The organism is Vibrio sp. L3-7 (assembly GCF_963898195.1).
In the GTDB taxonomy this organism is placed as follows: domain Bacteria; phylum Pseudomonadota; class Gammaproteobacteria; order Enterobacterales; family Vibrionaceae; genus Vibrio; species Vibrio echinoideorum.
This window is the reverse complement of the sequence record NZ_CAWQUW010000001.1, coordinates 324,828-337,939: the sequence shown is the minus strand read 5'-3', so window position 1 is coordinate 337,939 and position 13,112 is coordinate 324,828. Positions and strand designations below refer to the sequence as shown.

Here is a 13,112-nt window from a genome sequence, read left to right as displayed (position 1 = left end):
TCTATGTCAACATTTCTAATTGCGGGCCCACTGATTGTCTTTTTAATTTTCGTGGCGCCGCTATGGTTATTCTTACATTACCGCAGCAAGAAGAAATCCAGTAATGGTCTTTCAGAAACCGATCTTCAGCGTCTTCATAAGCTTTCTGAGCAAGCGGAATCTATGCAAGATCGTGTAAAAACACTGGAAAAGATACTGGATGCGGAGTCACCTAACTGGAGACGAAACTATGAGTAGAGAACTGTATCGCGATCCGATCAACGGTAAATTGTCTGGCGTGTGTGCCGGGTTAGCGAACTATTTTGGCCTTGAAGTTTGGTTGGTTCGTATCTTGGTTATCTCTGCTGCACTACTTGGTGGCAGCTTCTTGGTCTTGTTAGCGTATTTAGCTTTAACGTTTATGCTTGAAAAACAACCACCTCAGTATGTCGATGAGATGAAAGCCAAGCAAGAGCACACGTTGAAGCAAAAACCTTGGGAAAAAGGGCAAACGGCAGAATCGTTATTGGGCACTTTAGAGGGTGATTTCCAGACGTTAGAGACCAGTGTACGCAACATGGAAGCTTATGTTACTTCTGACACATTTAAAGTCGATCGCGCATTTAAGAACATGTAATTTGTGACCCTAAAAATAATAGAGAACGGTTTAGGAAAATTTATCCCAAGCCGTTATTTTTTTTAATAATTTTGTCTAAATAAATATTACGATAACTGGTAACTTACATGTGATTAATCTATGTTAATAAGATACTTATAGATATGGAAGATCACCATGTACAAAGCCTCCCTAGTCCTATTGGTAACTCTGTCTGGGTTATCTGGGTGCGGTAAGGAGCTACCTCCGGTTCCAGAGCCCGAATCAAGACCTGCCAAGCTTTTCACTGTCTCCGTTGGTAATAATGCCTTTGAACGAAATTTCCCCGCCACCACCGAAGCGGGCGATAAAGCCGTGTTGGCCTTTCGTGTTCCCGGTTTGCTACAAACGCTCGATGTTACTTCTGGACAACAAGTATCAAAAGGCGAAAAACTCGCTATGCTCAACCCTGATGAATATCAGCTGCTAGAAAAACAAGCCAAAGCTAATTTCAAACTTACCGATGTACAGTACCAACGTGCGATTAAACTGCGTAAAGACAGAGTTGTCTCAGAGCAAGACTTTGATCAAGCGAAAGCCAATCACAACTCTGCTCGAGCAGTACTTAATCAAGCCAAAGCAAACTTACGCTACACCACGTTAGTTGCGCCTTATGACGGCACCATTTCTATTATCCCTGCTGAAAATCATGAGTATATTGCAGCAAAGCAAGGGGTAATGAATATACAAACCAACCAAATCCTCAAAGTCGTCTTCTTATTACCTGACCAGTTAATTACTCGCTTTTCAGCAGGCTTTGAAACAGACGCAACTATGGTATTCGATGCTTTTCCTGAACATTTTTACGAACTGACCTTTCAAGAGGTCGATACCGAAGCGGATCCAAAAACAGGTTCTTATAAAGTTACCATGATAATGGAGAGACCGACTGATATTGGGATACTGCCGGGTATGTCTGGCAATGTTAACCTTGTTTCTGCACAAGCTGCCGCAACCAAAATTCCGACTTCAGCCATGATGATGGATGGAGACGATGTCTCGGTATGGCGTGTTAACAACGATGGTATCGTTGAAGAAGTTGCGATTGTTATCGATGAAAAACGTCATATTGTGTCGGGTTTAAATGACGGAGACCGCGTCGTGACTTCTGGTGTTAATGGACTCGAATCTGGCGTTAAGGTTCGTGAGTGGATCAAGGAAAGGGGGCTATAATATGAAGACAATTCAAATGGCCGTTGGTCTATCCTGTCTGGCTTTACTTACTGCTTGTAAAGACAAGGACACCACTGAAGTTGCAAAGCTTCCTCTCGTCAAAGCGATTGAAATTTCTGTTCTCGACTTTAATGACAAACTTTATTTTCCAGCGGTCGCAAACGCTGCGGAAAAAGCGCACCTTAGTTTTCGAGTTGCAGGTGAGATATTTCAGCTGGATGTTAAAGAAGGCGAGCGAGTTAAAGCTGGCGACATCATTGCGGAATTAGACCCTACCGATTACCAATTAGATGTCGACAACGCTCAAGCGCGATACACAGTAATTGATAGCCAATATAGGCGTTCGAGCCCGTTGGTCAAAAAAGGCTTATTGGCTAAGTCTCAATTTGATGAAATTGCCGCTCAACGCCAAATCGCGTATGCCGAACTTGAATTGGCAAAACTGCGTTTGTCGTTTACTAAACTGCGCGCCCCTGTCGATGGGATTATCTCCCGAGTCAGTGTTGACCAATATGAAAATATTCAAGTCGGTCAGCAAATCGTGAATATTCACAGCGTTGAAGATGTCGAGGTGATTATTCAACTTCCGGATCAAATGTACGTAAATCAACCCAGTGAGACGATCTTGGCAAACATTGAAGCTCTAGTGAGGGTGCCAAGTGGTAACGAATACTCAGCTGGGATAAAAGAGTTTACGACTGAACCCGATCCAAGCACTGGAACATTTACCGTAACGTTAGCACTGCCTATGCCCAAAGATGACTTGATTCTTGATGGTATGGCGGTTGAGGTCACTTCGCATGGCAGAGATATCGGCCTCGAATTGAAAGCTGGCGTTCTTATCCCAATTGAAGCGGTGTTTAATGCCGATGGGGATGATCTCACTCGTACAAATTCTTACGTTTGGGTTCTCAATGATGACGACACGGTCTCTAAGCAACAAGTCGTGTTAGGCAAAGCAAATCAGAAAACATTACAAATTATCAAAGGATTAGAAATGGGGCAGCATGTCGTTGTTGCGGGCGTATCGCGATTGCGTGATGGGATGACAGTGGAAGTATTGTCTCAGGAGACGAACAATGAGTGAAGTGAATAACAAGCCTCAAAATGACGCTCCACAAGGTGATGACCAGATCACAGGTGTTGCGTCGTACTTTATACGTAACAAAGTCATCAGTTGGATGCTCTCGCTGATCTTTCTGATTGGTGGCGTTTCTGCGTTCTTTGGCTTAGGTCGTTTAGAAGACCCAGCCTTCACCATTAAAGATGCAATGGTTGTCACCTCGTATCCTGGTGCTACGCCACAACAAGTGGAAGAGGAAGTGACCTACCCACTAGAGAAGGCGATACAACAGCTGACTTATGTGGACGAAGTTAACTCTATTTCAAGTCGTGGCCTATCACAGGTTACGGTCACCATGAAAAACAACTACGGCCCCGACGATCTTCCGCAAATTTGGGATGAATTGCGTCGTAAGGTGAACGATCTTAAGGTGGAATTACCGCCCGGGGTGAATGATCCTCAGGTCATTGATGACTTCGGTGACGTTTACGGTATTTTGCTTGCCGTGACAGGTGATGGTTACAGTTATAAAGAACTTCTCGATTATATTGATTACCTAAGGCGAGAATTAGAATTGGTCGACGGAGTCAGTAAAGTCTCTGTTTCTGGCCAGCAACAAGAGCAAGTATTCATTGAGATTTCGATGAAACGAATAAGCTCTTTGGGTTTGTCTCCAAGCACTGTTTTTAATCTTCTTTCGACTCAAAACATTGTTTCAAGTGCTGGTGCCGTACGAATTGGCGACGAATATATTCGTATCCATCCAACGGGTGAGTTTCAAAATGTTGAACAACTCGGTGATTTGATTCTGACTGAAGGTGGTGCTCAAGGGCTTATTTATTTAAAAGATGTTGCTGATGTGACGCGCGGTTATGTTGAAGTACCCACTAATATTATCAGTTACAACGGAAAGCTGGCCCTTAACCTCGGGGTGTCTTTTGCTCAAGGCGTGAATGTGGTTGCGGTAGGTGAAGCCTTTGACCGACGCTTGGCGGAGCTCAAGTATCAACAGCCCGTAGGAATAGACATTTCTGAGGTTTATAACCAACCAAAAGAAGTAGATAAGTCGGTCAGTGGTTTTGTTGTCAGCCTCGGACAAGCGGTTGCCATCGTAATTATCGTATTACTTTTCTTCATGGGTATTCGCTCCGGTTTGTTGATTGGTTTGATACTGTTGTTGACTGTTTTTGGCACCTTTATTTTCATGCAGTACTTCAAAATCGATCTACAGCGTATCTCACTGGGCGCGTTGGTTATCGCCTTGGGGATGCTGGTGGATAACGCCATTGTGGTGGTGGAAGGGATATTGATCGGCACGCAAAAGGGACGATCCCGGATGCAGGCCGCCACAGATATCGTCACTCAAACAAAATGGCCACTGCTTGGTGCTACCGTTATTGCTGTAACTGCTTTTGCTCCAATAGGTCTATCTGAGGACTCGACGGGCGAATACTGTGGCACCTTGTTTACGGTTCTACTCATCTCGTTGATGTTGAGCTGGTTTACGGCAATTTCGATTACCCCGTTTTTCGCGGACATTTTCTTCAAAGGCCAGAAGGTTGATCCTGAGAACGAAGGTAAAGATCCATACAACGGGATGGTTTTCGTTATCTACAAAAACTTCCTAGAGTTTTGTATGAAACGAGCTTGGTTAACCATGTTTGTTCTGGTTATCGGTTTGGGTGCGAGCGTATACGGTTTTGGCTTTGTGAAACAAGCTTTCTTCCCATCTTCTACAACACCAATGTTCCAAGTCGATGTATGGATGCCGGAAGGGACGGATATCCGAGCGACCAACACGAAACTTAAAGTGTTGGAAAACTGGTTATCGGATCAAGATGAAGCCGAGCACATCACAACCACTGCGGGTAAAGGTTTACAGCGTTTCATGTTGACCTATTCACCGGAGAAAAGTTATAGCGCGTACGGCGAAATAACCGTTCGTGTGAAGAGCTATGAAGTACTTGAAGCACTTATGCTTCGTTTCCGTGAACATGTTGATACACAATTCCCTGAGATCGATTACAAGCTTAAACAGATTGAATTAGGTCCAGGCGGTGGTGCGAAGATTGAAGCTCGTATTGTCGGCTCCGATCCAACGATTCTTCGTTCTATTGCCTCTCAGGTGATGGATGTGATGCGTGCGGATTCAGGTGCTTATAACGTTCGTCATGACTGGCGTGAAAGAACGAAGGTGTTAGAGCCTCAGTTCAATGAAAGCCAAGCTCGTCGTTACGGTATCACTAAGTCAGATGTTGATGATTTCCTTGCGATGTCATTCTCAGGTAAGTCGATTGGTGTGTACCGTGATGGTACTACGCTGATGCCTATCGTGGCGCGATTGCCGGAAGATGAGCGTATCGACATTCGTAACATTGAAGGAATGAAGATTTGGAGCCCAGCATTAAGTGAGTACATTCCCCTGCAGCAAGTGACGTTAGGTTACGAGCTAGAATGGGAAGATCCGTTGATCATCCGTAAGAACCGTAAGCGTATGCTAACTGTTATGGCGGACCCGGACTTGTTGGGTGAAGAAACAGCATCAACGCTTCAAAAACGTTTGCAGCCACAAATCGAAGCGATCGAAATGCCGCCGGGTTATTCACTCGAGTGGGGTGGTGAATATGAATCGTCGGCAGATGCGCAAGCATCATTGTTTACGACCATGCCTTTGGGTTACCTGTTCATGTTCTTGATCACTGTGTTCTTGTTTAATTCAGTGAAAGAACCATTGATTGTTTGGCTAACGGTACCACTCGCCTTGATAGGGGTGACGACGGGACTATTAGCCTTGAACACGCCTTTTGGCTTCATGGCGCTGTTAGGCTTCTTGAGTCTATCGGGAATGCTACTCAAGAACGGTATTGTATTACTCGATCAAATCGGGATTGAAATGAAATCAGGTAAAGATCCGTATGTAGCGGTAGTGGATGCGGCATTGAGTCGTGTTCGTCCGGTATGTATGGCGGCGATCACCACGATTCTTGGTATGATCCCACTACTGCCTGATATTTTCTTCAAACCAATGGCGGTGACCATCATGTTTGGTTTGGGCTTTGCTACAGTACTGACACTAATTGTTGTTCCTGTGCTTTACCGTTTATTTCATAAAATTGAAGTAAGGTAATATCAGCAACCCTAAGAATGAATGCCCCTTCATGGGGCATTATTTTTTGCTAATTGCTAATTGCTAATTGCTAATAACTAATTGCTAAAGGTCAAAAGACCCTAAATAAAAGAGGCTTAAAATGGAAATGAATGCATCGGATCGAACGTGTGCATGGGCACTCAAGCATGAACTTGAAAGGGAATATCACGATAAGGAATGGGGCGTACCTGTTTACGATGACCAAGTCCTTTTTGAGTTCATTACCTTAGAAGGTGCGCAAGCGGGTCTTAGTTGGATTACGATACTTAAGAAGCGCGAAGGGTATCGCGCCGCATTTGATAACTATGACCTCAATAAGTTAGCGGCAATGAACGAAGACAATGTGCCACACATTATTGAAAGCTTCGATGTGGTAAAGCACAAAGGCAAGATAGCTTCGGTATATAGCAATGCTCGTGCAACGCTTGAACTTCAGAAAGAGTTTGGGTCTCTATCAAATGCTTTATGGCAGTTTGTAGATAACAAGGTGATCGAAAATCAATGGACAGAGATGTCGCAAGTCCCTGCTTCTACAGAGCAGTCTAAAGCGATGAGCAAATTTTTGAAGAAGAAAGGCTTTAAGTTTATCGGAGAAACAATCTGTTACGCGTTTATGCAAGCAACAGGTATGGTGAATGATCACGTACAAGGTTGTCCACATAAATAAAAATGTTATTTCACGATGAAAAATAATTGTTCAAAAATTGGAAAATTCACTAGCCATTTAGAAACTATTCAATATTATATGCGACCGAATTTAAATGTAGAAAGCGATAGTGAAACAACAAAACTACTCAATATGTGATGCTACTTATGATCCTTTACTTAGGCAGTTTGTGCGTGAAGATGGCCATGTAGAAACTATCGCGCCACTGGAAGGGAAGGTGTTCTTATACCTTCTAGAAAATGTCGGCGAATGCATTGAAAGAGGCCTGATATTTAACCAATGTTGGGGCAATGTGATTGTCTCAGAGCAAGCCCTCACTAATGTGATCTCTAAGTTGAGAAAGACTCTGAATAGAGTGACTTGTGGTTGTGCGACGATTCGTACCGTAAGTAAGACTGGTTACTCGCTGGAAATCGATGAGTCGATAAAGTCCGCGACAATTGACGCTTCATTTTCTAAGGTGAGGGCAAAGGAATTTGAAGTCAACTCTCTGTCTGAAGACTTAAATTCTCCGTCTGAAGCGTTAAACTCTAGGTCACAAACTTCTGTGTCCCAAGATGTGTCAGTGACAAAAGAAATCTCTACCGAAGTAAACTCGTCCAAGATAATTGAGCCAAAGCCAAAGCTAAACACGACCTCAAACCAAGAATCAAACTCCGCTGAGTTAGATCTTTCAAAAACAAAAAGTAATGCGTATTTCGTTAAAGCAGGTTGTCTGCTTGCGTTACTCTGTTTAGCTGTAACGGCGTTCAACCTTTACAACACTTACTATCAGCCATCGCCTTATTTCGTTGATAAAGCGGAATATAAAGATAGCTACACAGACAATACTAATCACTACTTCTTCCATATTGTTCGCAATGAAGCCTATTCGTTACCTGCAATTACTCAAAAACTCACCGATGCTATCCCTAGCCACTGTAATGTGGATGTCTTTGTTCGTATTTACCCATCGGTCGACCAGCCTGAGAATGACGCGTTATACATGTTGGTTCAAAGGAAGGATGGTGAGGCTTTCAATTATGGCGCGACGATTTTCAATGTAGAGACGTCTTTTGAGTCATTTGCAAAGCATATGGATAAGAGGAGTAATTTTTGCGATTAATTGGTTTACTCATTCTATTGGCAATTGCTGCGGCGAGTTTTTTGTTAGAACAAAACTCATTGGCGGGCACTCGATGGCATTGTAAAACGCTCAAAACGGACTTCTTATCTCAGGCATTCCAACCGTATCAATCGCTTTATGAGCGCATGAGTATTACTTTTCAGTCGGATCAAACATTTAGTATGAGAGAGTTTGTGACGATCATAGAGAAAGACGGAAACGAAGGTACAATGGAAAATCTTTATTCCGGATATTACGGTCTTGATGGGAATCATTTATCGATGAGCATTATTGATATGAGAACCGCGACACCTTTCCATGACCCAATCATTAATCAGGAATACAGCGAGTACAAAGGGGTGACTATTGATTACTCTATCTTGGCCAAGGATCAGTCCCTGTATTTGTTCAATGAGCACCGTTCTGAAATCTTCAACTGGGCATGCTTTAAGGTTCAGAAATAGTATTGCTGATGACGCTTTATATAAAAAGCCAAATAAATGAAAGGCAGGATATACCTGCCTTTTGCGTTTCTAGATGAATTGTCAACGTAGATTAAACTAGAGCGTTGTAACGTTCCAGTCCGGCCTCTAGATCAGCAATTAGATCATCGACGTCTTCCAAGCCGATATGAACGCGAATCAAGGTTCCTTCGAAGTTAGGGTTTGCTACCGTTCTTAAGCTATCAAAGCTGCTCGGTTCGTTAGCCAGAATCAAGCTCTCAAATCCACCCCATGAGTAACCCATGCTGAAATGTGTCATACCATCAAGTAATGCTGTTGTGGCCTTAGTATTTGAGTTTTTTAAAACAAAAGAAAACAAACCATTACCACCCGTGAAATCTCTTTTAAAGAATTCATGGCCAGGGCAAGACTCAAGCGCAGGGTGACGAACATGGTCGACTTCAGGGCGGGTTTCTAACCACTTCGCGACTTTCAAGCTGCTTTCAGCATGTTGACGTAGTCGAACGTCAAGAGTACGGATACCACGAAGGGCAAGGTAAGCGTCATCTGGTGATACACATTGCCCCATCAAATAGCTCTGTTCTCTTAGTTGATCCCAGCATTTCTCGTTGGCAACAGCAGTACCTAGCATCACATCAGAGTGACCAACAATGTATTTGGTTGCAGCTTGTATCGAAATATCAACACCAAAATCAAAAGGTGAGAAGTTAACACCAGCCGCCCAAGTGTTATCTAACATAACGATGATGTCATGTTCATGAGCAATACGCGCTAGGGTTGGGATGTCTTGAACTTCCATAGTGACTGAACCTGGAGATTCGGTAAACAACACTTTCGTGTTTGGTTTGATAAGGTCTTGAATACCTTCGCCAATGGTTGGCGCGTAATAAGTGGTTTCTACGCCCATCTTTTTCATGATGGTGTCACAGAAATCACGAGTTGGTTCATAACAGGTGTCGACCATTAAGATGTGATCACCTGTTTCAACAAACGATAAGATTGCGTTTGAGATTGCTGCTGTCCCGCAAGGGTATAGTGCACAGCCTGTCCCCCCTTCAACTTCAACCATTGCATCTTGAAAAGCGAAATGAGTGTTGGTTCCACGACGTCCGTAAAAAAGCGTTTTGTTAGCGCGATTAATTGTAGCTTTGCGTTTTTCTTCTACTGAGTTGAACACGACAGTTGAAGCGCGTTGTACTGGTGGGTTAACGACACCATTAGTCCACTTCTTATCACGACCTGCAGTGATGAGCTTAGTGGTTTTGTTCTCGGACATGCTGTGAATTCCTTATCAATCGGTTATGTCCTATTTAAAACATGCGAGTAGCCATCAAAGCAAGAGGAGAGAGGGAGTTTTTACGGTTTTCTTTCGCTTTTTAACATTTCGTGTATTGGTGGTGAAAGGTTAAAAAGCGAAGGTATGACGTTATCCGTAACCACCAGTGGTCGGTGAACTTGAGCGGATTAAAGCAATGGGTTGAATAAATAGAACAATCTCTCAAAGAAGCGGTTGCGTAAGTTTCTTTGTTCCCATTGTTCTAATTCCACGGGATGAGAAGACTCAATATAGGATTGCTGTAAGTCAAACAACTGCTTGGTGAAGTGCACATCATCAACAGCAAGGGTGACTTCAAAATTGAGCCACAAACTACGCATGTCGATATTGACGGTTCCGATCAAGCAAAACTCTTCATCAATTACTACCGATTTGGTGTGAAGAAGCCCACCGTAAAACTCGTAGATTTTCACTCCAGCTTCAAGCAGTTCAGTATAGAAGGCACGAGAAGCCCATTTAACCATTAATGAATCGTTGTTATGTGGAATGATCAGTTCTACGTTCACACCACGTTGTGCGGTCATTTTAAGTGTTTCGAGTAAATCGGCACTTGGGACAAAATAAGGCGTTGTTATACGCACTGAACGATTCGCTTGATTAATGGCGATGGTCAGAACTTGTAAGATCAAATATTCCGGCATACCAGGGCCAGACGGAACCACTTGAACCGGGTGATGTGTCATGATTTCTTCAACTGGGCACTCAGGTATATCAGGGAGAATGCGTTCACCAGTCTCAACTTCCCAATCCCAACCGTGAATCGCGGATAACACGTTAACGGTTGGCCCAGTCACTCGGACCATCACATCAATCCATTGACCAACGCCTGAACTCTGTTTGAAGTGAGCAGGGTCGACCATGTTCATTGACCCGGTATAGGCGATGGACTCATCAATAACGATGATTTTACGGTGTTGTCTTAAATCTAGGCGACGTAAGAAAATACGCCATGGACTCACTTCTAACGCTTGTATTACTTGAACGCCCGCATCCCTCATCATTGAACGCCAGTGGCTTTTGAAAAAGCGTGGACTACCTGCTGAATCAAGTAAAACCTTAACATCAACCCCACGTTTTGCTGCGCGAATAAGTGCAGAAGCGACTGAATCCGTCAGGCCGCCAGGGTGCCAAATATAGAAAACCATCTTAATACTGGTTTGTGCATTTTCTATATCTTCGATAATTGAGTGCAGGATCTCATTAGGTGACGCTTGAAGTGAAAGTGTATTACCACTGAGCGCAGGGATACCCATCCTATTGTTACAAAGCTCATCAATTTTGTGGATAGGGGAGCCGACTTTGCCGGGAAGATGAAGCTGGCAATCATTTAATTGGCGGAACCAATCACCAAAGGGAGTAAACATACGGTGCGCGCGTTCAGCTCTTTTTCGGCCTAGGTTTAGCTCGCCAAAAAGGAAGTAACAAGCCACGCCAACAATTGGGATAATGTAGATAACCATTAGCCACGCGAGAGAAACGCTGACAGAGCGTCGTTTTAGTACGACACGAAAAGTCACACCGGCTACAAGAACCCAGTACAAAGCAACAGAGGCTAAAGTCAAAAAATGGTAGAGCTTTTCCACATTGAATACTCGAAAAAAGAGACACTTAGATAGTAATGCTATTTTACGGATATGGGAATTTACGGAATCAACTATTTACAAAATAGAGCAAAAGCTGTAAACAGGTTAAAGTTGTTAAGTTTTGGTTAACTTAAGAAGAAAACGATTGTTTTGTATGAAAAGTCGGCATTTAACCATAAAAATTTACATTGGTAACGAAATATGTACGGTTCGGACTTCCAATTTTATTCTTAAACTGGTTTACTTGCCATACAACGAGCGTCAATCAAATCTTTTAGGTGTGTAAATTTATTTGTACACCTTATCTTTTAAAGACGCCACCCAAAGCAAAACACAACATCACATAACACAAAAGTTTGGAGTACACGTGGCTACTAGTAATACAACCACAACACCCCGCGATACCTGGGGTTCGAAGTTAGGATTCGTAATGGCTGCAGCAGGTTCTGCTGTTGGCTTAGGTAACATTTGGAAATTCCCTTACACAGCAGGCGAAAGCGGCGGCGGTGCATTCGTTGCAATTTACCTGTTTTTTGTAATCTTTATTGGTTTCAGTGTCATGCTGACTGAATTTGCGATTGGCCGTCATACGCAAAAATCAGCAGTAGGTGCATTTAAATCGACTGACCGTCGTTGGACGTTCGCTGGTGTTATCGGCGTAGTGAGTGGTCTACTGATCATGGGTTTCTACCCTGTAGTTGGTGGCTGGTCTATCGCATACATCGGTAAAATTGCTGGTGGTCTACTAGACGCACCTGAAGCAATTGGCGACAGCTTCGGTGGCTTTATCTCAAACCCAGTTCAACCACTTATGTGGATGGGCCTATACCTACTACTTAACGTTGTAATCGTTATGAAGGGTATTTCTGGCGGTATTGAGAAAGCGGGCAAGATCCTGATGCCACTTCTTTTCATCATCCTTATCGTGGTATCAATCAAAGGCCTAATGCTTCCGGGCGCGATGGCTGGTCTTGAATTCCTATTCAGCCCTGACTTCTCTAAAGTAGACAGCGGTGTAATCCTAGCTGCACTTGGTCAAGCATTCTTCTCACTAAGTCTGGGTATGGGTTGTATGTTGACATACGGTTCTTACCTTAAGAAGAAAGAGAATCTAGTTCAAACTACAGCAATGGTTACGGCGATGGATACAGGCGTTGCTATCCTAGCGGGTGTTGCAATGTTCCCTGCAATGTTCGCATTCGGTATGGAACCTGCAGCTGGCCCTGGTCTAGTATTCGTTGTTGTTCCTCAGCTATTCGCTGAAATGGGCGGTGTAATTGGTCTTCTATTTGCTCTTATGTTCTTCGTTGGTCTAAGTGTTGCGGCACTTACTTCTTCAGTATCGTTACTTGAAGTTGTGGTTTCTTACCTAATCGATGAAAAAGGCATGAAGCGTGTAACAGCGGTACTGTCTGCAAGTGTTGTAATGGCGATTCTATGTATCTTCGCTTCTCTATCACTTGGCGGCTTTGGTCCAACATTGTTTGGTACTGGTGCATTCGATATCTTCGACTTACTAACGGATAAAATCTTCCTAGCAGTTGGCGGTATGTTGGTATGTATCTTCGCAGGCTGGAGACTAAACCGTGCTGACCTAGAGAAAGAAATCACTAACGACGGTGAAGTCTCTTTCCCACTGTTCGGCCTATGGTACACGCTCGTTAAGTACATTATCCCTGTAGCTATCGCAATCGTTGCGTTCATGGGTATCTCTTCTGGCTTCGACAGCGGTAAAGGTGCAATCATGCTACTAGGTATTGGTATCATTGCTGGCTCTGCGATAATTTCTAAGAAATTCTAATCGTAAGCTAAAATGAATTGATAAACGGGAGCCATTGGCTCCCGTTTTTTTATGCTACTAACTTAATTATCAAAGAAAAATAAATACTTAAAGTTATTGGTCTGGTAGCCGATATAATCAAAAGTGATAGCTGATTGA

The 13,112-nt window shown here is 43.4% G+C and carries 11 protein-coding genes; 9 read left to right on the top strand and 2 right to left on the bottom strand.

The annotated features are described in order from the left end of the window. Nucleotides 1-3: 3 nt before the first annotated feature. From pspB to AACW75_RS01545, 8 genes are all read left to right on the top strand, one after another. On the top strand, nt 4-237 hold the full coding sequence (pspB, locus tag AACW75_RS01580; protein WP_009848775.1) for an envelope stress response membrane protein PspB: 234 nt from the start codon (nt 4-6) through the stop codon (nt 235-237). Continuing rightward, nucleotides 230-616 (top strand): envelope stress response membrane protein PspC, encoded by a 387-nt coding sequence (pspC, locus tag AACW75_RS01575; protein ID WP_029224819.1) that lies wholly within the window; start codon nt 230-232, stop codon nt 614-616. Before pspB ends, pspC begins: the two co-directional genes overlap by 8 nt. A gap of 156 nt (nt 617-772) precedes the next feature. Further along, the gene (locus AACW75_RS01570) at nt 773-1,807 is read left to right on the top strand and encodes an efflux RND transporter periplasmic adaptor subunit (RefSeq protein WP_017073366.1); all 1,035 of its coding nucleotides are present in this window, start codon (nt 773-775) and stop codon (nt 1,805-1,807) included. A gap of 1 nt (nt 1,808) precedes the next feature. Then, nucleotides 1,809-2,894: an efflux RND transporter periplasmic adaptor subunit gene (locus tag AACW75_RS01565; RefSeq protein WP_029224820.1), complete on the top strand. Its 1,086-nt coding sequence runs from the start codon at nt 1,809-1,811 to the stop codon at nt 2,892-2,894. After that, the gene (locus AACW75_RS01560; RefSeq protein ID WP_017073368.1) at nt 2,887-5,997 is read left to right on the top strand and encodes an efflux RND transporter permease subunit; all 3,111 of its coding nucleotides are present in this window, start codon (nt 2,887-2,889) and stop codon (nt 5,995-5,997) included. Before AACW75_RS01565 ends, AACW75_RS01560 begins: the two co-directional genes overlap by 8 nt. A 121-nt stretch (nt 5,998-6,118) precedes the next feature. Further along, the gene (locus tag AACW75_RS01555; RefSeq protein WP_145568173.1) at nt 6,119-6,685 is read left to right on the top strand and encodes a DNA-3-methyladenine glycosylase I; all 567 of its coding nucleotides are present in this window, start codon (nt 6,119-6,121) and stop codon (nt 6,683-6,685) included. A 109-nt stretch (nt 6,686-6,794) separates the two neighbouring features. Further along, nucleotides 6,795-7,790 (top strand): winged helix-turn-helix domain-containing protein, encoded by a 996-nt coding sequence (locus tag AACW75_RS01550; RefSeq protein WP_145568174.1) that lies wholly within the window; start codon nt 6,795-6,797, stop codon nt 7,788-7,790. Then, nucleotides 7,781-8,254 (top strand): hypothetical protein, encoded by a 474-nt coding sequence (locus AACW75_RS01545; RefSeq protein ID WP_135456561.1) that lies wholly within the window; start codon nt 7,781-7,783, stop codon nt 8,252-8,254. Before AACW75_RS01550 ends, AACW75_RS01545 begins: the two co-directional genes overlap by 10 nt. A 91-nt stretch (nt 8,255-8,345) precedes the next feature. Here the strand turns inward: AACW75_RS01545 and AACW75_RS01540 are convergent, their stop codons facing one another. Together AACW75_RS01540 and cls are read right to left on the bottom strand one after the other, a co-directional pair. Next, entirely contained in the window at nt 8,346-9,530 is a 1,185-nt protein-coding gene (locus AACW75_RS01540) for a cystathionine beta-lyase (RefSeq protein ID WP_135456559.1), read from the bottom strand. 188 nt (nt 9,531-9,718) lie between these two features. Beyond that, nucleotides 9,719-11,173, bottom strand: a complete 1,455-nt coding sequence (gene cls, locus AACW75_RS01535) for a cardiolipin synthase (RefSeq protein WP_135456557.1) — start codon at nt 11,171-11,173, stop codon at nt 9,719-9,721. A gap of 367 nt (nt 11,174-11,540) precedes the next feature. On the opposite strand from cls, the gene AACW75_RS01530 reads away from it, so the two are divergent. Next, nucleotides 11,541-12,974, top strand: coding sequence for a sodium-dependent transporter (locus AACW75_RS01530; protein WP_017073374.1), 1,434 nt, complete (start codon nt 11,541-11,543; stop codon nt 12,972-12,974). Nucleotides 12,975-13,112 lie beyond the last annotated feature (138 nt).

Excerpts from the sequence above, each read along its gene's own strand:
- pspB (WP_009848775.1), top strand. The coding sequence starts at position 4 with ATGTCAACATTTCTAATTGCGGGCCCACTGATTGTCTTTTTAATTTTC.
- pspC (WP_029224819.1), top strand. The coding sequence starts at position 230 with ATGAGTAGAGAACTGTATCGCGATCCGATCAACGGTAAATTGTCTGGC.
- AACW75_RS01570 (WP_017073366.1), top strand. The coding sequence starts at position 773 with ATGTACAAAGCCTCCCTAGTCCTATTGGTAACTCTGTCTGGGTTATCT.
- AACW75_RS01565 (WP_029224820.1), top strand. The coding sequence starts at position 1,809 with ATGAAGACAATTCAAATGGCCGTTGGTCTATCCTGTCTGGCTTTACTT.
- AACW75_RS01560 (WP_017073368.1), top strand. The coding sequence starts at position 2,887 with ATGAGTGAAGTGAATAACAAGCCTCAAAATGACGCTCCACAAGGTGAT.
- AACW75_RS01555 (WP_145568173.1), top strand. The coding sequence starts at position 6,119 with ATGGAAATGAATGCATCGGATCGAACGTGTGCATGGGCACTCAAGCAT.
- AACW75_RS01540 (WP_135456559.1), bottom strand. The coding sequence starts at position 9,530 with ATGTCCGAGAACAAAACCACTAAGCTCATCACTGCAGGTCGTGATAAG.